The organism is Halobacillus andaensis (assembly GCF_014636475.1).
GTDB lineage: Bacteria > Bacillota > Bacilli > Bacillales > Halobacillaceae > Halobacillus_A > Halobacillus_A andaensis.
On the sequence record NZ_BMEL01000001.1, the window covers coordinates 106,171 to 131,105 of the forward strand.

Here is a 24,935-nt window from a genome sequence, read left to right on the forward strand (position 1 = left end):
ATGTTAGTTTCATTAAATTGGTTAAATGATTATATTGATGTAAGTGATTATAAACCAGAAGACCTGGCAGAAATTATTACGAAAACAGGGATTGAAGTAGAAAGTGTTGAGCCGGTAGCTGAAGCCGTGACAGGAGTAGTGGTTGGACATGTAGTATCTTGTGAGCAGCATCCGAATGCGGATAAATTATCATTATGTCAAGTTGATGTAGGAGAAGGAATTTTACAAATCATTTGTGGTGCTCCAAACATAGCTCAAGGTCAAAAAGTGGCCGTAGCCACTCCTGGTGCCGTTTTACCGGGTAATTTTAAAATTAAGAAAACGAAGCTCAGAGGCGAAGTTTCAAACGGCATGATTTGTTCTCTTCAAGAATTAGGGGTCGACGAAAAAGAAGTACCTAAAGAGTACCAGGATGGTATTTACGTTTTTCCTGAGGATGTTAATACAGGAGACGATGCGATTTCTGTATTGAATCTTAATGACATCATTATTGAACTTGGATTAACTCCTAACCGCGCAGATTGTTTAAGCATGGCGGGGGTAGCCTATGAAGTGGCTGCTGCTTTAGATCGTGATTACCAATTAGCTGAAGAAAGAGTAGAAAGATCGAATGAAGATGCTTCAGAGGTTGTAGAAGTACTAGTAGATGATCCACAGGCTAACCCATATTATGGTGCGTTTATCTTACGAGATGTGACCGTTGGTAAATCTCCGTTATGGATGCAAAATCGTTTAACGGCAGCTGGTGTTAGACCGATCAATAACGTTGTAGATATTACAAATTATGTATTATTGGAATATGGCCAGCCCCTTCATGCGTTTGATTACGACCGTTTTGGCTCCAACAAGGTCGTGACTCGAAGAGCAAAAGATGGAGAGAAGATCAAGACGTTAGACGATCAAGAACGTACACTGACTCCAGACCATTTAGTGATTACAAACGGAGAATCAGCGCATGCGATCGCTGGTGTAATGGGAGGAGCAGACTCAGAAGTACAGGAAGATACAACAACGATCTTATTAGAAGCTGCTTATTTTAATCCTGCTAACGTACGACAAGCCGCTAAAGATCATGGCTTACGCAGTGAAGCAAGTACACGATTCGAAAAAGGTGTGGACCCAAATCGTGTAGAACGTGCAGGCGTGCGTGCCTGTGAGTTGTTACAAAAATATGCAGGCGCAACCGTATTAGAAGGCGTAGCAAAGTTTGATCAACTGGACCGAACGGAAAAAGCGGTGGAGATGAATTCGAATCGAATTAATGATCGTTTAGGTACAACGATCTCAAATGAAGAAATCCAACAAATTCTAGAACGTTTACAGTTCCACTATGACCACAATGATGACGATTTTACTGTGTACGCCCCAACCAGAAGAGGGGACGTGGAACGTTTTGAAGATATGTTAGAAGAGGTTGCTCGAATTTACGGATATGATAATCTTCCGTTTACGTTACCAAGCGGTGCTTCTCAAGCTGGCGGTTTATCTCTTGAACAAGAGTTGAAACGAGGCATGAAATCCTACTTTGAAGGGGTGGGCTTAGACGAGACCATTACGTACTCATTAACAAGCGAACAGCAAGCTGAAATGCTTGTGAGTGAAGAAGTTAAACAAAATGCAAAATCACCAGTTAAGCTTGCTATGCCTATGAGTGAAGATCATAGTCATTTACGGTTAAGCATTTTGCCAGAATTGCTCCAGTCCATTAGTTATAACATCGCTCGTAAACAGCATAATGTTGCTTATTATGAAGTAGGAACTGTATTCCTTAGTGAAGAAGAAAAAGTTACAAAACAACCGCATGAAATGCTGAGAGCAGCTGGAGCCCTTACAGGGGAATGGATGTCTCATCCTTGGCAGCAAGAAAAGAAAGAGGCAGACTTCTTTGTAGTCAAAGGGATTGTAGAAGGGCTGGTCCAGTGGTTAAACATTGATGTTGAATTTGTTAAAGCTAAAGTAGATGGAATGCATCCTGGTAGAACCGCTCTTATTAAAAGGAACAATGAGAACATTGGATTCTTAGGTCAGGTTCATCCTAAACTTCAAAAAGAATGGGGATTAAAGGATACCTATGTTTTTGATATAAATGCTGAAAAACTAATCGAGCTCTATCAAAAAGAAGAAGCGTTTGAAACGATCCCTCGCTTCCCTAGTGTAAATCGTGATATCGCCCTGGTAGTTGACGAAGAGGTTCCAGCAGGCCATATTGAAAGTACAATATATGAAGCAGGTGCTCCATTAGTAAAGCAAGTACGTGTGTTTGATGTGTATCAAGGGGAACATTTGCAAGAAGGCAAGAAATCATTAGCTTACCGTTTGTTATACCTTGATCCAGAACGTACACTTAAAGATGAAGAAGTCGAAGCGGCTCATGAACAAATTTTAAATGCAGTTAAGGAAACTCATAATGCTGAATTAAGAGGATAATAAAAAGCGGGAGAAAGCCCGCTTAAGGCTGTCGAGAAAGTTCTCGACAGCCTTATTTTTTGGGCGTTATTCCTTCCTGAAATTCAAGCTTTTCAGAAAAGAAAAAGTCAAGGAACAGGCGTTGATAACGTTGTATGTAAAAATGTGGAAAATATTGCCCTCCATTTAGCCAGGGTGAGCTAGATGAGAGAGTCTTATTCGACTATAAGCTAGATTGAAGGAGCACAGACCGTGACACTCCTGCGGAAAATGGCGGATCCGAGACCCCGCAGTGTGAGTTTCACGATGAGGCTCGGGCGTTCGTCCGCGGAAAGGGAATGGTCTGTGCTCCTGGAGGCAAGAAAAAAGCTTGTAGAAAAAAAGAGGTTTCTCTACCCGCTTTTTCATTTGAGTAAATTTTTTGCTTTTTCTTTATTAGCAAAATGAACTTTTGCTAATTCACGGAGCTTCTCTTCTCCATATACTTCAATCACTTTAGCAGCTGCTTTATCGACAATAGGGGAAGCCCCTTTTGGAATTGGAAGTCCTGTATCCATTTCCATCTGTTTCATGGCTTTCACAAAACTTGATCTGGCAATAATGGAGCCAACGGCAACAGCAATGGAGGAACTTTCCGCTTTCGTCATAAAGTACACATTTGGTTGTAGTTCTTTTTTCTCTGAGCGAAGGTGCTTTTGATAAACATCTGGTTGAGAAAATTGGTCGATTAATATTCCTTCAGGATGTTCTGGTTTTATTTTTTCTAGCAGTTTTTCAATAGCTTGGTGGTGGAGGATCGTTTTCATCTTCCCTTGCGACCACCCTTTTTCCTGCCATTGATTGTATTTGGTATTATGAAGTCTCATTAAAGTATAAGGAACTTTCATTTTAACGATTTGTTTTGCAATATGAGTAATTTGATCATCTGATAAGTGTTTGGAGTCTTTAACACCGATCGCTTTTAGTTGTCCTATTTGGTGATCTTTAACATAAGCCGCGGCCACAGTAATAGGTCCGAAGAAATCACCCGTACCTGCTTCGTCTGAGCCTATGTGAGAACTTGTGAATAGGCTCTCGGGGGGATGGAAGCGATGTTGCTTTTTAGGCATTGTTTTTTTACCTTTTGGAGTATTTGAATCGCCCCATTTATTTGCTTCTGCTTCAGGATTTTGTCCTTGAAAGAGAACTTTCCCTGAGGTATAGGCAGTTATTGTACAATTTGGTGTCTTGGCTGCAAACGCAGCATGAGTTGGGGTACTGCTTTTTAAAGAAGTGTGATAATGTTTTTTTAATTCCGCTAACTTGTTCTTTGGTAATTTAAGTACAACTTGTGGCATAATGAGTCCCTTCCCTATAGAATTCTTCCTTAAGTATAGCAAATGATTGCATGACTCAGGAAATGAATCTTATTGGTTTCCTAATTGAATAGCTTCGTGTTACTATTAAGCGTAGGATATTAGAATCAAGGGGGTATGGATGTGTCCCAATCAGATCAAGAACGTAAACGAATTACCGTTGAAATCTATAATCGCTCATACACAGTAATAGGCAAAGAAGAATCACACCATATCCGCATGGTATCTAACCTTGTCGATCAGAAGATGCGAGAAATCCATGAAGCTAACCCAACTTTGGATACATCAAAACTAGCCGTTTTAACAGCAGTGAATACAATGAATGAGTACATAAAACTTAAAGAAGAATGTACTGAATTAATGAATTACATCGAGAAGCTAGAGGAAAAGGAAGAAAGTTAACATGATTGATTTACTTATTATTATTATTTTACTACTAGGTATTTTTACAGGTTTTAAACGTGGTTTTATATTACAGCTATTTCACCTGATTGGATTTGTTGTCGCATTTGTTGTAGGGGTGCTATATTATGATGACCTGGCCCCTAAATTGGTGCTATGGATCCCTTACCCTGAGCTTCCACAAGACAGTTCATGGGCAGTCTTTTTGGACAATTTACCGCTTGAAGCCGGATTTTATAATGCCATCGCTTTTGCTATTATATTTTTTGGTGTTAAAATTGTACTCTCAATCGTAGCGTCTATGCTTGATTTTGTATCAGAACTTCCTATATTGAATTCAATAAATAACTTATTAGGAGCGATCCTGGGATTTGTAGAGCGTTATGTTATTGTGTTTATTTTGTTATACATCACTGCTCTTGTTCCAGTCACTGGGATACAAAATGCAATTGACGGTTCGTTTTTAGCTCAGTTGATTATTGAACATACCCCTGTACTGTCTGCTCAGTTGAAAAATCTATGGATAGAACAAGTGGCAAGTATGTTCTAACGAAATTGTAAAAAAGGGCCGCTATACGTATAGCGGTCCTTTCTTGTATGATTTAGATGAATTTAGAGAGGATGACAAAGTCATGTCAGTTAATAAAAAACAGGTCATTCAACTATTGGAAAAAATCGCTGTTTATTTAGAACTTAAGGGTGAGAATCCTTTTAAAATATCTGCTTATCGCAAAGCAGCACAGGCATTAGAAAGAGATGATCATTCTTTAAGTGAAATCGAAGACTTTACGAAAATGAAAGGCATTGGGAAAGGGACAGCTTCTGTCATTGATGAATATGTACAAAATGGGGAGTCGGAAACACTGCGTCAATTAGAAGCTGAAGTTCCTGCTGGATTAGTACCTTTATTAGATTTACCAGGACTTGGAGGCAAAAAGCTTGCTAAGCTCTATCAACAGCTTGGTGTGACAGATGCTGAATCTTTAAAGTCAGCACTTGAGGCTGGTAAAGTTGAAGAACTTGAGGGTTTCGGAAGAAAATCAGCAGAAAAAATGCTAAAGTCCCTCGAAGAAGCTGGTTCTAGACCAGAACGACTTCCTATTGCGAGGATGCTGACGATCGCAGAAAAAATCGAATCTTTCTTAGCCGGACTTGAAACACCGGTTACCTTTTCTCAAGCGGGTAGTGTAAGAAGGATGAAAGAAACCATTAAAGACTTGGATTTTATCATTGCTTCTAATGATGCGCCAGCCACTAGAGACGAATTGTTAAGTTTTTCAGAAATCACAGAAGTGATAGCTTCAGGTGAGACAAAAGTGTCTGTTGTAGTTCATGAAGGTTATGATATAGGGGTGGATTTTAGAATTGTAGCTCCTCACGAATTCCCAACCACACTTCACCATTTTACGGGGTCAAAAGATCACAATGTGGCCATGAGGCAATTAGCTAAAGAAAAAAATGAAAAAATTAGTGAATATGGAGTAGAAAACTCTGACACAGGTGAAGTCATTACGTTCAAGTCTGAAAAAGAGTTTTTTAACCATTTTGGCTTGAATTACATTCCTCCTGAAGTTCGTGAAAATACGGGCGAGGTAGAAGCTTATCAGGAGAAGGTTTCCTTGCTAGAACTAGAGGATATTCGTGGTGATCTTCATATGCACTCAACGTGGAGTGATGGGGCTCAATCTATAAAAGAAATGGCTCAGCAAAGTAAAGAAAAAGGTTATGATTATATAGCCATTACGGATCACTCTAAGTATTTACGTGTTGCTAACGGGTTAGATGAAAAACGTCTGCGTATGCAAAGAGAAGAAATCGAAAAGATTAATGAAGAAATGAATGATTTTCACATTTTTTGTGGAATTGAAATGGATATTTTACCTGATGGGTCTCTTGACTTTAATGATGATTTTCTTAAAGAAATGGACTTCGTTATTGGGTCCATTCACTCTAGCTTCAGCCAGCCAGAAAACTTAATTATGAAGAGATTAAGAAACGCATTAGAAAATCCACATGTAAATATGATTGCTCATCCCACAGGTCGATTAATTGGACGCAGGGAAGGTTATCGAGTGGATGTTGAAGCGTTAATTAAAGAAGCTAAAGAGACGGGGACTATTCTTGAGCTCAATGCGAATCCCAATCGATTAGATTTAAATTCTAACTGGGTGAGGGCTGCTCAAGAAGAAGGGGTCGAAATCGCAATTAACACAGATGCCCATAGTTATCCGATGCTTGAACATATGGAGATCGGGGTCGGTACAGCCCGTAAAGGGTGGCTGAAGAAGGAATCAGTGATAAATACAATGACGACGAAGCAATTAATGAAGAGGCTTGGACTCAGTTAGTAAAAGGAGATACCGATATGAATGAACGTATCCTTGATGTTTTAGAATACAATAAGATTATTTCTCAATTAACAAATCACACCGCTTCTTCTTTAGGTAAAGAGCAAGCAGTATCGTTAAAGCCATCGGTTCATTTAGAGGAAGTTGTAAAGCTGCAAAATGAAACGGATGAAGCAGCCCAGGTGCTTCGTTTAAAAGGACATATACCATTAGGTGGTATTTTTGATATTAAACCCAGTATTAAACGGACAATGATTGGCGGTATTTTGAGCGCCCTAGAATGTTTGGATATAGCAAGCACGATTTATGGGGGACGCCAATTAAAACGGTTTATTGAAGATATGGAAGAACCGGAAATGCCGATTCTAAGAGATTTAGTGGAAGGGTTACTTCCTTTATCTGAACTAGAACGTAAAATTAAAAGCTGTATTGATGATCACGGTTCAGTAATGGATGGAGCTTCAGATAAACTACGCACCATCCGTTCTAAAATCCGTACTTCTGAAAGCCGTGTTCGTGATAAGTTAGACTCCTATACAAAGTCAAAATCCAAAATGCTCTCTGATGCCATTGTTACCATTCGAAATGATCGCTACGTTCTTCCTGTAAAACAAGAGTACCGCGGATCAATTGGTGGGATCGTACACGATCAATCAGCCTCAGGTGCCACACTATTTATTGAGCCTCAAGCCGTAGTGGAAGTAAATAACCAATTACAGCAGGCTCGTGTGGAAGAAAAGCAGGAAGTAGAGAGAATTCTGTCCCAATTATCGCAGGCAATTGCTGAAGAGCAAAGTGCACTCTACAATAACGTAGATCGATTAGGTCATGTAGATTTCATGTTCGCTAGAGCTAAGCTCGGTGCCTCAATGAAAGCTTCTATGCCAACAATGAATGACGAAGGACGAGTGAATATAAAACAAGCGCGTCATCCGCTTATTCCTCCAGAAGAGGTTGTTCCTAACGATATTGAGATTGGAGACGAATTTACTTCGATTGTAATTACGGGACCGAATACAGGCGGAAAAACGGTCACCTTAAAACTTTTAGGGCTTTTTACTCTTATGGCTCAGTCAGGACTTCAAGTACCCGCCATGGACGGGGGGGAACTTGCCGTATTTGAACAAGTTTTTGCTGATATAGGGGATGAACAATCGATTGAGCAAAGCTTATCAACGTTCTCTTCTCATATGACGAACATTGTTGAGATATTAAAACAAGTAAACAATCGTACGTTAGTACTTTTTGATGAACTAGGAGCCGGCACTGACCCTCAAGAAGGCGCTGCGTTAGCGATGTCTATTTTAGATGAAGTGGTCAGACGAGACGCTCGTGTCATTGCTACAACACACTATCCTGAATTAAAAGCTTATGGGTATAATCGAAAAGGTGTGGTCAATGCCTCTGTAGAGTTTGATATTCAAACATTAAAGCCTACGTATCGCCTGCTAATTGGAGTACCTGGCAGAAGTAATGCTTTTGAAATTTCAAGACGGTTAGGACTAGAGGAGAACATTATTGAAACAGCGAAGCAGCATGTTGGAGTCGATTCCCAAAGTGTTGAAAATATGATTGCTTCTTTAGAAGCTTCAACAAGAGAAGCAGAAAAAGATTATGAACAAGCTGATCTTAAGAGACAGGAAGCAGAGCAGCTTCATCAAGATTTGCAGGAGCAGTGGCGGCAATTTGAAGAGCAAAAAGAGAAATTATACAAAAAAGCTGAAGAAAAAGCAGAGAAAGCGATTCGTAAGGCAAGAGAAGAAGCGGAAGAAATTGTTAATGAAATTCGCAATATGAAAAATAGTGCGGAGCTAAAAGAGCACGAATGGATTGAAGCTCGAAAAATGCTTGATGAAGCTCAGCCTAACTTAGCGAGTAAGCAGAAAAACAACACACCATCCTCTAATCAACCTCAAAGGGAGTTAAAAGCAGGAGATGAAGTGAAATTGCTTACTCTCAATCAACAAGGTACGATTGTGGATCAAACAGGATCAAATGAATATCAAGTACAAGTAGGCGTGATGAAAGTAAAAGCCAAAAGAAAAGATATCGAGTTTATAAAGACAAAGCAGCCGACAAAAGAAAAACCAATGGCCACAGTAAGAGGAAAGAGCCATCACGTTAAGCCGGAGCTTGACTTACGCGGAGAACGGTATGAGGATGCATTGAAAAAACTTGAAAAGTATGTAGATGACGCTTTATTAGCTGGATATCCAACCGTCTCTATCATTCATGGTAAAGGTACAGGCGCTTTACGAACGGCCGTTCAAAATTACGCTAAGAAACATCGTTCTATATCCTCTTATCGTTTCGGTGGAATGAATGAGGGCGGAAGCGGAGTAACGGTACTAGAACTTAAGTGATAATGTACAGGGGGAGTTAGATGACGGGGTTTTGGGAAAACACTTATGTTGAAACCGCCGCAAGCTATAGTGTAGTGGTTTTATGTTTAATCGTCTTCATGGCTATCTTCGAAATCGTGACCTCTTATAACAATTGGAATGAAATTAAATCAGGAAACGTTGCCGTCGCTATGGCAACGGGAGGAAAAATATTCGGGATTGCTAATATTTTTAGATATTCCATTGAACACAATGATACCTTGTTCCAAACCATGGGATGGGGGATCTATGGATTTGTTTTATTAGTAATTGGTTATTTTATCTTTGAATTTCTTACTCCTTCTTTTAAAATTGATGAAGAGATCGCAGCAGATAACCGTGCGGTAGGCTTTATTTCTCTGATTATCTCTGTCGGATTGTCATTTGTAATCGGAGCCAATATTATGTGAGGAGGCTGATGTTGGAGACTTTAGCAAAGGTTTTAATGGTAGTGGCAGCCCTTTTTATCATTATTGGGGTTATTTATATGGTGATTGTTTAAGCTTTCCTGTTACAGGAAAGCTTTTTTTCGCTGGTGATGTTTCTATTAATGGTTTCGGAATTCACTCCTTGTTAGCGGACCCACGGGCAACCCTTTTTGCGAAGTACGCGATGCAGGGTCTCGACTCGTCCATTTCCCTGTATGTAATGAACAGAACCAAAAAAATTAAATTTAATTCTCAATATTTACAATAATTTAAATAATATTTCAAATTTTTGAGATATATCGTTATAATGAAGGTACAATACAGTGGGAGGGAAGTAAAATGACAATTGGAACACGTCCATGGCATGTGCATTACCCACCTGAGATTCCTACTAGCATGACGTATGATGAGAAGCCGCTGCACCAGTATTTAGAAGAGAGTGCTAAAAATTACGGAGAAAAGAAAGCGCTTTATTTTTTAGGGAAAGAATTAACCTACAATGATGTTTATGAAGATACTAAAGCGTTCGCAAGCTATTTGCAAAAGCTAGGTCTTGAGAAAGGCGATCGCGTTTCGATTATGCTGCCAAACTGTCCGCAGTCAGTCATCGCTTATTATGCTATTCTGATGGCAGGCGGAATCGTCGTTCAAACAAATCCTCTTTATATGGAAAGAGAGTTGGAATATCAGCTTAAAGACTCAGGAGCTAACATGATCGTATGTTTAGACGTTCTTTACCCGAAAGTGGCTAATGTAAAAGCGAACACAGAGCTTGATCATGTAATTGTAACCGGGATAAAAGATTATTTGCCTTTTCCAAAAAATAAGATTTACCCTTTTATCCAACGTCGGCAATACCAAATGTTAGTGAAGCCTGAACAAACGACAGACACGCATTTGTGGCACCACATGTTAAACGAAAGCAGTGGTCAAGTATCGCCAGTAGACATTAATGCTAAAGAAGATTTAGCTTTATTACAATACACTGGAGGTACAACTGGGTTTCCTAAAGGGGTCATGCTGACTCACTATAACCTTGTTGCTAATACTCAAATGTCCATGAAGTGGCTCTACAAATGTGAACCGGGAGAAGAATCGGTATTAGCGATTTTGCCATTTTTCCATGTGTATGGAATGACTTCTGTCATGAATCTATCTGTGATGATGGGGAATAAGATGATTCTAATGCCTAAGTTTGAACCTGAAGATGTGCTTAAAGTAATTAATAAACAGAAGCCAACTTTATTTCCAGGAGCCCCAACCATTTATATAGCTCTTTTGAATCATCCGGATCTAAAGAAGTATGACCTGTCATCTATTGAAGCTTGTCTAAGTGGGTCTGCTCCTCTTCCTGTAGAAGTTCAGGAGAGATTTGAAGAGGTAACCGGTGGGAAGTTAGTAGAAGGCTACGGTTTAACGGAGACATCTCCAGTTACACACTCCAACTTTATTTGGACGAATCGAGTGAGTGGCAGCATTGGTGTACCTTGGCCGGATACCGATGCGAAAATTTTTAAAATGGAAGCAGATGAAGAGGCTGATCACGGAGAAATTGGAGAAATCGCAGTAAAAGGTCCACAAGTTATGAAAGGTTACTGGAAGAAGAAAGAAGAAACGGATCAAGTGTTAAGTGAAGATGGCTGGTTCCGTACAGGTGATATGGGGTATATGAGCGATGATGGATATTTCTACGTGGTCGACCGTAAAAAAGATATGATTATTGCAGGAGGATTTAACATTTATCCTCGTGAAGTAGAAGAAGTCCTATATGAGCATGAAGCCGTTCAAGAAGCTGTCATTATCGGTGTACCGGACCCATATAGAGGGGAAACGGTGAAAGCATTTATCGTTAAAAAACCAGGTAAAACCGTTACTGAAGAAGAGCTAAATGAGTTTTGTAGAAATAACATGGCTGCTTTTAAAGTGCCTAGAATCTATGAATTCCGTGACGAACTGCCGAAAACAGCCGTAGGTAAAATCTTAAGAAGGACTTTGGTGGAAGAAGAAAAAAAGAAAATGGAGGATTCTGAACCGCTGCAGAGTTCCTAGTTTTCTTTATTGACAGAACTATTTTTGGAATGTAATATAATAAGTGAATGACCATTCATTCATTTTCGTTAAGGCAGGGGATTACATGAATAAAAACAAACCTAAGTACAAACAAATTATCGATGCAGCGGTTGTAGTTATTGCTGAAAATGGATATCACTCCTCGCAAGTATCTAAAATCGCTAAAAAAGCAGGAGTGGCGGATGGAACCATTTACTTGTATTTCAAAAATAAAGAAGATATTTTAGTTTCACTATTTCAAGACAAAATGGGCCAGTTCATAGAGAAGATTGAACATGAAACCACATCCAAGCAGTCAGCTGAAGAGAAGTTATTGACTTTAGTTGAAACTCATTTTAAACAGTTGGCTGCTGATCATCATTTGGCTATTGTAACACAGCTCGAGCTTAGGCAATCCAACAAGGAGCTCCGTTATAAGATTAATAATGTGTTAAAACGTTACTTAGCTGTTATAGATCACATCGTGGATGAGGGGATTCAAGAGAAACTGTTTCGAAATAACCTGAACCGCAGGCTCGTTCGTCAGCTTATCTTTGGAATGATGGATGAAGCCGTAACAAATTGGGTAATGAAGGAACAGAAATATAACTTAGAAGACCAAGCGAAAGACGTCCATAGCTTAATTGTCTATGGCCTGGCCGAACCAAAATGACGAAGGAGAGATAAAGTTTGTCTACTTTACACGTTGAAACAACTGGAAACGTAGCAACCATCACGATCCAGAGCCCGCCAGCAAATGCACTTTCCAGTTCGATATTAAATGATTTATCAATTGAATTAGATAGTATTGAAAAGAATAAAGAAATTAAAGCCATTTTACTAAAAGGTGAAGGGAAATTCTTTTCAGCTGGAGCTGATATTAAAGAATTTACATCTTTTCAAAGTTCCTCAGATTCAGGTGGATTAGCCGGTAAGGGGCAGGAACTGTTTGATCGAATTGAACATTTTCATATTCCAATTATCGCAGCTATTCATGGAGCTGCGTTAGGGGGCGGACTAGAGCTCGCTATGGCCTGCCATATTCGTTATGTAGCTGATGATGCAAAACTTGGTCTGCCTGAGCTAAACCTTGGAATTATTCCTGGGTTTGCAGGTACTCAGAGGCTGCCTAGGCACGTAGGAGCCGCTAAAGCTTATGAAATGATTTTAACGGGAGTGCCAATATCAGGTGAAGAGGCTGTTAAAGTTGGCTTAGCTAACCAAAGTTTCAGTAATGACAGCCTATTACAAGAAGCTGAAAAAACTGCACATCTTATCGCTTCTAAGAGTGGGCCAACCATTAAACAGGTGATGAACTTAATTCCTTATGCGTATACGACTCAATTAAAAGATGGAATTAAGAAGGAAGCAGAAGCCTTTGGCGATGTTTTTAAAAATGAAGATGCGCGCGAGGGTGTGCAAGCTTTCATCGAAAAAAGAAAACCCGAATTTAAGGATCAATAGTTTAGGAGGGAATAGCAATGAACATTTATGTACTGCTAAAAAGAACATTTGATACGGAAGAGAAAATTTCTATAAACAATGGAAGAATTGATGATGATGGTGCTGAATTTATCATTAATCCTTACGATGAGTATGCGGTAGAAGAAGCAATTAACTTGCGTGATGTTCACGGTGGAGAGGTGACCGTTGTTACAATTGGCGAAGAAGATGCGGAGAAACAGCTGCGAACAGCTTTAGCTATGGGCGCGGATAAAGCTGTCTTAGTGAACACGGAAGATGATCTCGAGGAAGGTGATCAATTTACAACCGTAAAAATTTTGGAGGCCTTCTTTGAAGACAAAGAAGTGGATCTCATCCTTGGTGGTAATGTGGCCATCGATGAAGCGAGCGGACAGGTAGGACCCCGGCTGGCTGAACGATTGAATATGCCTTGTGTAACAACAATTACAAGTATTGAAATTGATGGCAGTGACGTTCAAATCGAACGCGATGTGGAAGGTGACGTTGAAAAAGTAGAAACGACCTTGCCACTTATAGTGACGTGCCAGCAAGGATTAAATGAACCTCGCTATCCTTCTTTACCAGGTATTATGAAAGCGAAAAAGAAACCATTAGAAGAACTTGAAATTGACGACTTAGATTTGGATGAAGATGAGGTGGAAGCTAAGACGAGAACGACTGAAATCTTCTTGCCTCCGGAAAAGCAAGCAGGTAAGGTACTTGAAGGAGAAACGGATGATCAAGTAAAAGAATTAGTATCGCTATTAAAATCAGAAGCTAAAGTTCTTTAAGAAAGTTTTTCGGAAAGGAGACTTATAATGAGTAAAAAAGTATTGGTAATAGGTGAAGCTCGTGAAGGTACGCTAAGAAATGTAACATTTGAAGCAATCGCAGCAGCGAATATTATTAGTGATGGTGGAGAAGTAGTTGGTGTTCTGTGTGGTGAAGGGCAGTTAGAAGAAATGGGTAAAGAAATGATTTATTATGGTGCTGACCGTGTAACTACTGTAGCAAACGAAAATTTGAAAACGTATACATCCGATGGATACGGCCAAGCTCTACAAGCCGTGATTGATGATGAATCTCCTGAAGGGATCGTCATGGGACATACTTCTATTGGTAAGGATATAACACCTAAGCTTGCCAGCAGATTGGAATCAGGGCTGATTTCAGATGCTACAGAAGTTGTGGCAGAAGACGGAAAGATTGTATTTACGAGACCGATTTACTCTGGTAAAGCATTTGAAAAGAAAGAGATCACTGACGGTATTATTTTTGCGACGATCCGCCCGAATAATATTCCGGCTGGTCAGCGAGATGATTCTCGCATGGGAGAGGTTACAGAGAAAAGCGTAGAAGTCGGTAATATTCGTACCATTATTAAAGACATTATTCGTAAGTCTTCGGATGGTGTGGATCTATCAGAAGCAAAAGTCATTATAGCTGGGGGACGCGGTGTGAAAAGTGAGGAAGGCTTTGAGCCGTTAGAACAGCTTGCCGAAGTTCTAGGAGGTACAGTTGGGGCTTCTCGTGGAGCGTGTGATGCGGGTTACTGTGATTATTCCTTGCAAATTGGTCAAACAGGAAAAGTAGTTACACCAGATCTTTACATTGCTTGTGGCATCTCAGGAGCCATTCAACACTTAGCAGGAATGTCTAATTCGAAAGTCATTGTTGCCATTAATAAAGATCCAGAAGCCAATATTTTCAACGTTGCAGATTACGGTATTGTAGGAGATTTATTTGATGTCGTACCAAAACTGATTGAAGAGATTAAGCAAATGAAGGTAAACGCGTAAGTTTTAGCTCGAATAAAAAAGGTTAAAGTAGGAGTGTATCTGCTTTAGCCTTTTCTATTTTAAGAATGTTTTAATGGATGTTTTTCTTTCGTTAGCTTCTGCTTTTGTCGCATAAACAAATTGTTAGTCAGTTAAAATAGAAAGTGATATACTTTGTAAAGACTAAAAGAACGAGGAGGTTTTTTATAATGGCACTTGTTAAAGCAACAGATCAAAACTTTACAGAAGAAACTGGCGAAGGCTTAGTCCTTGCAGATTTTTGGGCACCTTGGTGCGGCCCTTGTAAAATGATTGCTCCAGTACTTGAAGAGCTTGATGAGGAAATGAGTGATCAAGTTAAGATTGTTAAACTTGATGTAGACGAAAACCAAGAAACGGCAAGTAAGTTCGGGGTAATGAGTATCCCTACGTTACTGCTTTTCAAAGATGGTAAAGTAGTAGATCAAGTAATAGGCTTCCAACCAAAAGAAGCGCTAGCTGAATTAATTACAAAGCATTCCTAATCTTAATGAACATTACAAGGCCACGCTGCTAAGCAGCGTGGCTTTTTGCTGTATAACATTTCCTAAATGTGGTACCTTTTCTATAAGAACCTCTAGGAGAGCGGGGTGTACAACCATGAATAACAATATTAAAGAAAAGCTGGCTGTACTACCTGGACAGCCGGGCTGCTATTTGATGAAAGATAGACACAATACCATTATCTATGTAGGGAAAGCTAAAGTGTTAAAAAATAGAGTGAGATCATATTTTACTGGAGCTCATGATGGGAAGACGCAGCGCCTTGTGCAGGAGATAACAGACTTTGAGTATATAGTGACGACTTCAGAGATTGAAGCATTAATCTTAGAAATGAATTTAATTAAGAAGCATGACCCTAAGTACAATGTAATGCTGAAGGATGATAAAACTTATCCATACTTAAAAGTAACTTCTGAACGTCATCCGAAGCTGATTGTTACTCGTAAAGTGAAAAAAGATAAAGGGAAATACTTCGGTCCTTATCCAAATGTTATTGCAGCAAGAGAAACAAAGAAGTTGTTAGATCGATTATATCCACTCCGAAAATGTAATACCATGCCCGATCGCGTTTGCTTATATTACCACATGCACCAATGCCTTGGACCGTGTGAATTCCACGTATCTAAAGAAACCAATCAGGATATTGTTCAAAGCATAACCTCCTTTTTAGGAGGGGGACACAAAGAGATAAAGAATGATTTGAAAAATAAAATGCACGAAGCTTCAGAAAAACTGGATTTTGAAAGAGCAAAAGAATACCGTGATCAAATTGAACATATCGAATCTGTTATGGAGCAGCAGAAAATGACGATGAATGATCAAGTAGACCGTGATGTGTTTGGATACTCTTACAATAAAGGTTGGATGTGCGTTCAAGTATTTTTTATACGTCAAGGAAAGCTAATTGAGCGCGATGTAGCTTTATTTCCATTTTTTGATGACCCTGAAGATACGTTCTTAAGTTATATTGGACGATTTTACTTGCATCAAAACCACCCATATCCGAAAGAAATGCTAGTACCTGTAGGAACGAATACAGAAGTTCTAGAAGGCGTGGTAGATTCAAAAGTAGTCATACCAATGCGTGGACGTAAGAAAGAGCTTGTGCAGTTAGCTATGAAGAACGCAGAAATTTCATTAGAAGAGAAGTTTGCTTTGATAGAAAGAGACGAAGAGCGAACGATAAAAGCCGTGGAAACACTTGGAGAAAAGTTAAATATAGAAACACCTCACCGAATTGAGGCCTTTGATAACTCGAATATCCAAGGAGCCGATCCTGTTTCAGCCATGGTAGCGTTTATAGATGGCAAGCCGAATAAAAAAGAATACCGTAAATACAAAGTGAAAAATGTGCAAGGACCGGATGACTATGACACGATGAGAGAGGTTATTAGAAGACGCTATACACGCGTTTTAAAAGAGAAGCTCCCGCTGCCAGATTTAATTGTCGTCGATGGAGGCAAAGGACAAATGACAGCAGCCTTAGATGTGTTGGAAAATGAGCTTGGGCTTGAAATTCCACTTTGTGGATTAGCAAAAGACGACAAACACAAAACGAGTGAATTACTTTATGGGTCCCCTCCGGTGATTGTAGATCTAGAGCGTAACTCTCAAGAATTTTATCTCGTCCAGCGGATTCAAGATGAAGTTCACCGTTTTGCTATATCATTCCACAGACAGCTTAGAGGCAAAGGAGCCATTCAATCAGAACTGGATCAAATTCCAGGAGTTGGTCAAAAGCGTAGAAGATTATTATTACGCCACTTTAAGTCTATTAAAGAAATCAAAGAGGCTTCTCCAGACGATTTAACTAAGCTGGGGGTGCCTACGCCAGTAGCTCAAACAATATTAGACGCTTTAAATCAAGAAGAAGAGCCAGCTGATGAATAACAGCTGGCTCTTTTTTTATTTTTCTTTTGTTGCTGTGATTTCAATTATGTTTTCTTTCGTTAGTACTTCTTCCATGCATTCATATGTATCTCCGGTTATCGATTGTGCAGTTTCTGCAAGAAATCCGCATTCCAGTCTAAAATCTACGGGGAAAATTTTTTGGTTTAGCCTTTTCTCTACAATGTGACCCTGCAGGTGAAAAACTAATTCTCTTCTTTTTTCTTTTTTTAGCTGAAGTTCGCCCCAACCCATGTATTGAAAGAATTCATATAATTCTTCAAACGTTTCTATTGTCGTTTCGCGAGCAATATTCTTGCCCATAAAATAAAGCAGGTAAGGAGCATCTTTACCAAGAAAGTCTGGCAAAGTATAATATCGCAATAAATCGAAGCCCGCTCCGGTAGCAACTAGCGATGAAATATTTTCTGTTGATAACTTAGCTGTATCTTTCATGACGCTCATTCCTTTCTACCCATTATTATCGCTTGAAAAAGAAAAACTCGCAATAGTATTTCATACATTTTAAGGAATTGTGATAAATGCTTCATTTCCTGAATTTATGAACAGGTTTTCTTGACGGTATTACTCGATAGAAGTACAATAAACGTGTCACAAATTGTACATTTAGCAGTTTTGAAAAAGGAAACATGGGGATTTCCTATCTTTTTTATTCGCTTATAAAAGCGCTTAACTGACTGAAAAGTGTGCATCATTATATTTTGCAATCATCTTGAGGGGGGTAAACATGGCAGGAACACGCGGATACGTTAACCGAAGATTACATTCACTATTAGGGGTAGTCCCAATCGGAATATTCCTAATCCAGCACTTAACTGTGAACTTTTTTGCAACACGTGGCCCAGAAGCGTTTAACTCGGCAGCTCATTTTATGGAGAGCTTACCGTATCGTTACGTTCTGGAGATTTTTATTATCTTCTTACCACTGTTGTTTCACTCCATTTATGGAGTATACATTGCATTCACGGCTAAAAGTAATCTGAAGACCTTTGGTCACTTTAGAAACTGGATGTTTATGTTACAAAGATTCACAGGTATCATAACGCTCATTTTCATTGCGTGGCACGTGTGGGAAACTCGTATAGCGATTGGATTTGGCTGGGCAGAATTGAACTATCAGTTGATGGAAGGCATCCTTACTGATCCATTCTTTTTCTGGTTCTACATAGTAGGGGTAATCTCCACTACGTTCCACTTCTCTAATGGCCTATGGTCCTTCTTTGTAAGCTGGGGTATTACAGTTTCACCACGTTCACAACAAATCATGACTTATGTGAGCATTATTGTATTTGTTGCTATTTCCTACGTAGGTGTACGTACATTAATTCAATTTGCCTACGGAGTTTAAAAGTTTCATTGCACTGAAACGCGATAGAGAAAGTCAAGGGAGTGAGCATTAATTATGAGTAATCGAAATATAGTAATTGTTGGTGGAGGTCTTGCAGGCCTGATGGCAACAATTAAAGCAGCAGAGCAAGGTGTTCATGTTGACTTGCTCTCAGTAGTGCCTGTTAAGCGCTCTCACTCTGTTTGTGCACAAGGTGGTATTAACGGTGCCGTTAATACAAAAGGTGAAGGAGATTCACCTTGGGAACACTTTGATGATACGGTATATGGAGGAGATTTCTTAGCAAACCAGCCGCCAGTTAAAGCAATGTGTGATGCGGCGCCAGGTATTATCCACTTATTAGATCGTATGGGTGTTATGTTTAACCGTACACCGGAAGGGCTTCTTGATTTTCGCCGCTTCGGAGGTACGCAACACCATAGAACAGCATTTGCCGGAGCAACTACTGGCCAGCAGCTGCTCTACGCTTTAGACGAACAAGTTCGTCGTCACGAGGTGAATGGTCTTGTAACCAAGTATGAAAATTGGGAGTTCCTATCCGCCATTATTGATGATAAAGGGGTAGGACGTGGTGTTGTAGGTCAAAACTTAAGCAACCATGAGATTAAAGCATTTCCAGCAGATGCCGTGATTATGGCGACTGGTGGTCCAGGGATTATCTTCGGAAAATCAACAAACTCAGTTATTAATACAGGTTCAGCTGCTGCTGCCTTGTACCAGCAAGGTGTTGATTATGCGAACGGGGAGTTTATTCAAATCCACCCGACAGCTATTCCAGGAGATGATAAGCTTCGTTTAATGAGTGAATCTGCTCGTGGTGAAGGTGGACGAGTATGGACTTATAAAGATGGAGAGCCATGGTACTTCTTAGAAGAGAAATATCCGGCTTACGGAAACCTTGTACCGCGAGATATTGCAACACGTGAAATCTTCGATGTCTGCGTGAACCAGAAGTTGGGGATCAACGGAGAAAACATGGTTTATCTTGATTTATCACACAAAGATCCTAAAGAACTAGATGTAAAACTTGGCGGTATCATCGAAATCTATGAAAAATTTGTAGGAGAAGACCCAAGGAAAGTTCCGATGAAGATCTTCCCAGCTGTTCACTATTCGATGGGCGGCATGTGGGTTGATTTTGATCAAATGACAAATATCCCGGGCATTTTTGCTGCAGGTGAGTGCGATTACAGTCAGCATGGAGCAAACCGTTTGGGAGCAAACTCTCTATTATCTTCTATTTATGGCGGAATGGTAGCCGGCCCTAATGCCGTGAAGTATACGGAAGACTTGGAAACGATTTCTGATGAGATGACGTCAGCTTTGTTTGACCAAAAGGTTAAGGAAGAGCAGGAAAAATTCGAAGCGATTATGAATATGGACGGCGACGAGAATGCTTACCAGCTTCATAAAGAATTAGGTGAATGGATGACCGATAATGTGACGGTTGTTCGGGATAATGAGAAGCTTCTTCAAACCGATGAGAAGATTGTGGAGTTAATGGAACGTTATCAACGGATTAACATTAATGATACATCAAGATGGAGTAACCAAGGTGCGATGTTTACTCGCCAGTTATGGAATATGCTTCAGCTTGCCCGCGTAGTCACTCAAGGAGCGTATAACCGTAACGAAAGTCGTGGAGCTCATTATAAACCAGCGTTTCCTGACCGTAATGATGAAGAATGGTTGAAAACTACTGTTGCTAGTTATGACAAAGAAAATAATAAACCAGTTTTCCGTTACGATCCAGTAGACACGAGTCTAATTGAGCCTCGTAAACGTGATTACTCGAAGAGCAAATAAAGGAGGTCCATCATCATGAGCGAAGATAAATCGATAACGTTTATTATCACTCGTCAGGACGATCCGGAATCCCAGCCGTATGAGGAAACCTTTGAGATTCCTTATCGTAAGAATATGAACGTTATTTCTGCTTTAATGGAGATACGCCGTAACCCAGTGAATGCAGATGGAAAATCAACTACTCCTGTGTACTGGGATATGGGATGTTTAGAAGAAGTATGTGGAGCTTGTTCGATGGTTATCAATGGTTCCCCCAGACAATCATGTACAGCTCTAGTGGATAAATTAGAGCAGCCAATTCGTTTGGCTCCGATGACAACATTCCCGGTAATGCGTGACCTAGCTGTAGATCGCAGCCGTATGTTCGATTCATTGAAAAAGGTGAAAGCTTGGGTTCCCATTGATGGAACTCACGATTTAGGTCCAGGACCTAAAATGCCCGAAAGTAAACGTCAATGGGCTTATGAACTTTCTAAATGCATGACTTGCGGCGTATGCTTAGAAGCCTGCCCGAATGTAAATAGTAAGTCTGACTTTATTGGTCCAGCCCCTCTTTCTCAAGTACGTCTGTTTAACTCACATCCAACAGGAGCCATGAATAAGAGTGAACGATTGCAAACCATTATGGATGAAGAAGGCTTAATGGGATGCGGTAACGCTCAAAACTGTGTAGAGTCTTGTCCTAAGGGGATTCCTCTAACAACGTCTATTGCAGCCTTAAACCGTGATACGGCAATCGAATCATTTAAAAGCTTTTTTGGAAGTGACCAGCGCGTGTAATAGTAAGAATAAAAAAATACCTCTGCGATTTAGCAGAGGTATTTTTTTAGGTTGTTGAAAAAGCTTTGACGGATAGAGTAGGGTATTAGATTATGGTTCCTTCATAGTTGCCTGGTGAAAAGGAACAGGGAAAAGCGCCGCTTTCCACGGGGCAAGATGGAAAGTCTCCTCGGTCTGAGACCTCCGGTGTCTTTCCTGTCTGCTCGTCCCGAAGGAGTCGTCACTTTTTCCATTCCTTTTATCAAATTGGGGTTTGGAACCATCGTAGATTGAATGCCCGGCTGCAAACTCTGTTTCCGTAAGTGCACAGATTATTTTTTAAAAATGATCGATTATTAAAAAAGGATTTTAGGAAACGGCGAGACTCCTAAGGGAGATACGAATCAGGTGTGACTCCGGAAGGCTTAAGCTTGAGGAGGCACACCATTCGCACCTGGAAAGGGAGTCGTTTCCTAAAACCCTTTATTCTATCAAAGGAAAGAACCTTACACATGGGAAAAAAATGTAGAGACACCTAAAGTTTCTCTACAAACTGTAAAGCTATCTTTGCGATTTAGCGGAGGTATTTTTTTATGGGAGAAAAGGGTTGTCGCACTTGATGTGAGTAGTATAATAGAAGGGATTCACAAGTTAAAAGGTGGAGTACGAATGGCTTCAATTAATAAAAAAGAACTATTAATTCTTTTATTTATTTTAGGATCTGCAAGTTATATTACATTTATTTCTATCACCCAGCCATTTCTAGGAATTGAAGTGGTCCAGAAAGAAGACGATTGGATTATTTCTAAAATAAATGGGGACAGTTGGGCGGATAAAGAGAATGTACCCGTTGGTGCCACGATTGAATCTGTGAACGGGGAAGCACCCGAACAGCACTATTCTATTACAATGTTTCAAAACCTTGAAAATGCGAATTCTTTTACTTTAGAAGATGAGGGGACGCGTTTATCTTATAACGGCATTGAGCAGACTTCAGCTACTCACTGGATATTCTTTGTTATTATTCCAGTATTGTTTTTGATAGGTGTGCTCTGGATTTCTCATCTTGTGTATCAAAAGGTTGATCGCCGCTATTCCGTACATTTACTCATGCTCTTTTTTCTAACCATTGGTTTGGGCTACATTAGCAATAGCGGAGCTGTAAGGGATAATATGTATAGCGTGTTTTTAAACACGTTTCTTTTCTTAATCTCTATAGTGATTTTAATTCATTTCTTATACAAGTATTTTTCAGAACTTGGCATCTTCTGGTTCTCTAAACGATGGTATTATGCCCTTTATTGGATGGTAGGGATTGTTACTATTGTTGAAAGTATATTTTTAATGAGCGGGCAATATCCGACATTTATTTACCATATTCCACGAATACTGTTGTTAGGTCTATATAGTGTCTTGTTTTTCATTATTTACCGAGGGCTTTATTTACACAGGAATGATTCATATCGTACGTTGTTTAAATATGTATGTATTGGAATGACGATTGCATTCCTTCCTTATATTTCCCTTTACCTTATCCCTGCATTATCCATAGGAGTTAAATTGATTCCTATAGAATTTGCAGCCTCGTTTCTCATTGCTCTGCCTGTAACGTTTATGTACCTGGTTACTCGAGAGCAGTTAATAGATATTAACTTCTATATGGGAAGGTTAAGGTATTACGTATTATTATCAGTGGTACCGAGTCTTTTAATTACCATTGCGCTCTCTATTATTTTAAATCAATCGTTATCGTTTGTTTATTATTTTGAGATTTTTATCGTGATCAATGTGATTCTTATTCTTTTTCTCTCAATTAAAGAAGTGCTGGACTTTAAGCTGCAGCAATATCTATTTGCAGCACGCTACAGTTACCAAGAAAGTATGCACCGCATGTCAAAAAATATGAAAGATCAAACGAATGCGGTGGATTTAATGAAAGTGCTAAGAAATGAAATTAGCAATGTTTTAAATGTGCGTGACATCTATATTTATTCGAAACATAACAAAAAAACGTTGTATTGTGTGTATGACCCTATTCCTGAAGATATATTAGATCATTTTGAGAAATATTTTTCTACTCATAGTTATGATATTGGATCGATTATTGAAACTGAAAAAGGCTTTGGCGTTATAGTAGGATACTCATTAGAAAAAATTACAATGCTCTGGTGTAGAGGTAAAAAAGACTTCACTACCTTAAATCGTGATGAAAAAACGTATTTACAAACGATTTCTCACAATGCCAATATCGCTATTGAAAATATGAACCTCATCGAAGATCTTCTTAAGGAACTCAGAACTTTAAGAAGCGATCAAACACAGCAGTATCCAGCGTGGTTGTCGCGACTATTATTTTCCATTGCAGAGAACCAAAGAAAACAGCTTTCTATCGATCTTCATGATACTGTATTACAAGAACAGCTTTATTTATACAGGAGAATGGATGATTTGATCGGTAAGCGCAAAGATTTACCGAAAACGTTAAACTCTGAGTTAAACATGTTCAAAGAATCCATTTTAGATAGTATCCATCTCATTAGAGAGACATGTAATGAACTGCGTCCTGCTTTTATTGAAGAATTAGGATTAGTTCATGCATTGGAAGACTTAATTGAACAATATCAGTTACGTTCGAACTTTACCGTTTATTTTACACATGAAGGCTTTCATGCAGACTTGGATCAAGAAAGGGTCCTGGCCATTTTTCGAATCGTGCAAGAGCTATTATCGAATGCCATGAAACATTCGGAAGCGAAAATTGTTAAATTAAGCCTTGCGAATGATCACGAAGGGGTTACTCTTATTTACTCTGATGATGGGCAAGGTATGGATTACTCTTTTCAAAGAGACTTGTTTTCCCACATTGGTTTATCGGGTATCGAACAACGTGTGCATGGTCTAAATGGAAGTCTTACGATAGACACTGCCCCGGGCAAAGGGTTTAAATCAACGATTTCCTTCCCTTACACCGTTAGCAAGGAGGCAACAGTATGACGCAAGTATTAATTGTAGACGACCACCCTGCAGTAGGGGCCGGGACGAAAGCAATGCTGGAACAGGAAGAAGATATGAAGGTTGATGTGATCGATCAACCGGAAGAGGCGGAAGCGATGTTAGCTTCCAATATGTATGACATCGTGCTTCTTGATTTATATATGCCTGGAATGAGCGGGGTCGATCTCGCAAAAAAATTACGTAAACATCATCCGGATTTAGCTATCCTTATTTATACGGGGTTTGATCTGAGTACTCATTTTAATATGTTGGTTGAAGCGAACATTAACGGGTTTGTAAGTAAAACAGCCTCTAGTGAACAGCTTATCAATGTGATTCGTTGTGCGCTTCGTGATGAAGTGGTGCTTCCGCTGCACCTTTTTAAGCAACTGCGGCGTTCTGAAGCTAGCGTCAGCCACCATTCGGAAAATGAGGGGATTAATTTATCTTTAAATGAGAAAGAACAATCCATTCTAAAAGAAGTCGCCTCAGGTCTGACCAATAGAGAAATCGCTCAAACTCTTCATATGTCACAGCGAAGCGTTGAATACACGCTTACCGGAATATTTAATAAACTGTCTGTAAAATCGCGAACGGAAGCCCTTTTTAAAGCGCAAGAACTAGGACTAGTGTCTAAAACGTAAACGACCGGCACAGGGCCATCCCTCCCTTCATACGATATTATGACTAAATAATTCCCTCCGATAAAGCTCTAGATAACAAGGAGGGGTACGCTTGTGAAGGAGGAGGGCTATAGGCCAGCACAAATTCTTACGAAACGCGAGCGCGAGGTTTTCGAGCTTTTAGTGCAAGATAAGACGACGAAAGAAATTGCTGAAGAATTGTTCATTTCGGAAAAAACGGTGAGGAATCACATCTCTAATGCGATGCAAAAGTTAGGCGTAAAAGGGAGATCTCAAGCAGTAGTGGAGTTACTACGTATGGGTGAACTTAAACTTTAGCGGA

21 protein-coding genes are annotated in these 24,935 nt (G+C 39.6%); 19 read left to right on the forward strand and 2 right to left on the reverse strand.

What is annotated here, in order from left to right; genetic code table 11:
- Positions 1-2,427: a phenylalanine--tRNA ligase subunit beta gene (gene pheT / locus IEV27_RS00545; RefSeq protein ID WP_188375514.1), complete on the forward strand. Its 2,427-nt coding sequence runs from the start codon at positions 1-3 to the stop codon at positions 2,425-2,427.
- Between the two features lie 383 nt (positions 2,428-2,810).
- Here pheT and rnhC read toward each other — a convergent pair whose 3' ends face one another.
- The gene (gene rnhC, locus IEV27_RS00550; protein ID WP_188375515.1) at positions 2,811-3,743 is read right to left on the reverse strand and encodes a ribonuclease HIII; all 933 of its coding nucleotides are present in this window, start codon (positions 3,741-3,743) and stop codon (positions 2,811-2,813) included.
- A 135-nt stretch (positions 3,744-3,878) separates the two neighbouring features.
- Between rnhC and zapA the strand changes: the two genes are divergently transcribed.
- The 12 genes from zapA to uvrC all read left to right on the forward strand — a co-directional run bounded on the left by zapA (position 3,879) and on the right by uvrC (position 17,044).
- Positions 3,879-4,163: a cell division protein ZapA gene (gene zapA / locus IEV27_RS00555; RefSeq protein WP_188375516.1), complete on the forward strand. Its 285-nt coding sequence runs from the start codon at positions 3,879-3,881 to the stop codon at positions 4,161-4,163.
- A gap of 1 nt (position 4,164) precedes the next feature.
- Positions 4,165-4,713 carry a CvpA family protein gene (locus IEV27_RS00560; RefSeq protein ID WP_188375517.1) on the forward strand — a complete coding sequence of 183 codons (549 nt, stop codon included), beginning with the start codon at positions 4,165-4,167 and terminating at the stop codon, positions 4,711-4,713.
- 82 nt (positions 4,714-4,795) lie between these two features.
- Positions 4,796-6,511, forward strand: a complete 1,716-nt coding sequence (gene polX, locus IEV27_RS00565) for a DNA polymerase/3'-5' exonuclease PolX (protein WP_188375518.1) — start codon at positions 4,796-4,798, stop codon at positions 6,509-6,511.
- Between the two features lie 17 nt (positions 6,512-6,528).
- Positions 6,529-8,874 (forward strand): endonuclease MutS2, encoded by a 2,346-nt coding sequence (locus tag IEV27_RS00570; protein ID WP_188375519.1) that lies wholly within the window; start codon positions 6,529-6,531, stop codon positions 8,872-8,874.
- 20 nt (positions 8,875-8,894) lie between these two features.
- Positions 8,895-9,302 (forward strand): DUF350 domain-containing protein, encoded by a 408-nt coding sequence (locus IEV27_RS00575; RefSeq protein WP_188375520.1) that lies wholly within the window; start codon positions 8,895-8,897, stop codon positions 9,300-9,302.
- Positions 9,303-9,659: 357 nt separating this feature from the next.
- The gene (locus IEV27_RS00580) at positions 9,660-11,369 is read left to right on the forward strand and encodes a long-chain-fatty-acid--CoA ligase (protein WP_188375521.1); all 1,710 of its coding nucleotides are present in this window, start codon (positions 9,660-9,662) and stop codon (positions 11,367-11,369) included.
- Positions 11,370-11,454: 85 nt separating this feature from the next.
- Positions 11,455-12,042, forward strand: coding sequence for a fatty acid metabolism transcriptional regulator FadR (fadR, locus tag IEV27_RS00585; protein ID WP_188375522.1), 588 nt, complete (start codon positions 11,455-11,457; stop codon positions 12,040-12,042).
- Between the two features lie 17 nt (positions 12,043-12,059).
- Positions 12,060-12,833: an enoyl-CoA hydratase gene (locus IEV27_RS00590; protein ID WP_188375523.1), complete on the forward strand. Its 774-nt coding sequence runs from the start codon at positions 12,060-12,062 to the stop codon at positions 12,831-12,833.
- A 17-nt stretch (positions 12,834-12,850) separates the two neighbouring features.
- Positions 12,851-13,624 carry an electron transfer flavoprotein subunit beta/FixA family protein gene (locus tag IEV27_RS00595; protein WP_188375524.1) on the forward strand — a complete coding sequence of 258 codons (774 nt, stop codon included), beginning with the start codon at positions 12,851-12,853 and terminating at the stop codon, positions 13,622-13,624.
- 27 nt (positions 13,625-13,651) lie between these two features.
- Positions 13,652-14,632, forward strand: coding sequence for an electron transfer flavoprotein subunit alpha/FixB family protein (locus tag IEV27_RS00600; protein WP_188375525.1), 981 nt, complete (start codon positions 13,652-13,654; stop codon positions 14,630-14,632).
- Between the two features lie 188 nt (positions 14,633-14,820).
- Positions 14,821-15,135 (forward strand): thioredoxin, encoded by a 315-nt coding sequence (gene trxA, locus IEV27_RS00605; protein ID WP_082233655.1) that lies wholly within the window; start codon positions 14,821-14,823, stop codon positions 15,133-15,135.
- 115 nt (positions 15,136-15,250) lie between these two features.
- Positions 15,251-17,044: an excinuclease ABC subunit UvrC gene (gene uvrC, locus IEV27_RS00610; RefSeq protein WP_188375526.1), complete on the forward strand. Its 1,794-nt coding sequence runs from the start codon at positions 15,251-15,253 to the stop codon at positions 17,042-17,044.
- Positions 17,045-17,059: 15 nt separating this feature from the next.
- Here uvrC and IEV27_RS00615 read toward each other — a convergent pair whose 3' ends face one another.
- Positions 17,060-17,497 carry a YslB family protein gene (locus IEV27_RS00615; RefSeq protein WP_229734778.1) on the reverse strand — a complete coding sequence of 146 codons (438 nt, stop codon included), beginning with the start codon at positions 17,495-17,497 and terminating at the stop codon, positions 17,060-17,062.
- Positions 17,498-17,789: 292 nt separating this feature from the next.
- Between IEV27_RS00615 and IEV27_RS00620 the strand changes: the two genes are divergently transcribed.
- The 6 genes from IEV27_RS00620 to IEV27_RS00645 all read left to right on the forward strand — a co-directional run bounded on the left by IEV27_RS00620 (position 17,790) and on the right by IEV27_RS00645 (position 24,931).
- Positions 17,790-18,410: a succinate dehydrogenase cytochrome b558 subunit gene (locus tag IEV27_RS00620; protein ID WP_188375528.1), complete on the forward strand. Its 621-nt coding sequence runs from the start codon at positions 17,790-17,792 to the stop codon at positions 18,408-18,410.
- A 54-nt stretch (positions 18,411-18,464) separates the two neighbouring features.
- Positions 18,465-20,216: a succinate dehydrogenase flavoprotein subunit gene (gene sdhA / locus IEV27_RS00625; RefSeq protein WP_188375529.1), complete on the forward strand. Its 1,752-nt coding sequence runs from the start codon at positions 18,465-18,467 to the stop codon at positions 20,214-20,216.
- A 15-nt stretch (positions 20,217-20,231) separates the two neighbouring features.
- Entirely contained in the window at positions 20,232-20,996 is a 765-nt protein-coding gene (sdhB, locus tag IEV27_RS00630; protein ID WP_188375530.1) for a succinate dehydrogenase iron-sulfur subunit, read from the forward strand.
- 648 nt (positions 20,997-21,644) lie between these two features.
- Entirely contained in the window at positions 21,645-23,969 is a 2,325-nt protein-coding gene (locus IEV27_RS00635) for a sensor histidine kinase (protein WP_188375531.1), read from the forward strand.
- A complete protein-coding gene (locus IEV27_RS00640) occupies positions 23,966-24,613 on the forward strand; it encodes a response regulator transcription factor (protein WP_188375532.1) in 648 nt (215 codons plus the stop codon). Before IEV27_RS00635 ends, IEV27_RS00640 begins: the two co-directional genes overlap by 4 nt.
- Before the next feature lie 93 nt (positions 24,614-24,706).
- Positions 24,707-24,931: a helix-turn-helix domain-containing protein gene (locus IEV27_RS00645; RefSeq protein ID WP_101844523.1), complete on the forward strand. Its 225-nt coding sequence runs from the start codon at positions 24,707-24,709 to the stop codon at positions 24,929-24,931.
- Positions 24,932-24,935 lie beyond the last annotated feature (4 nt).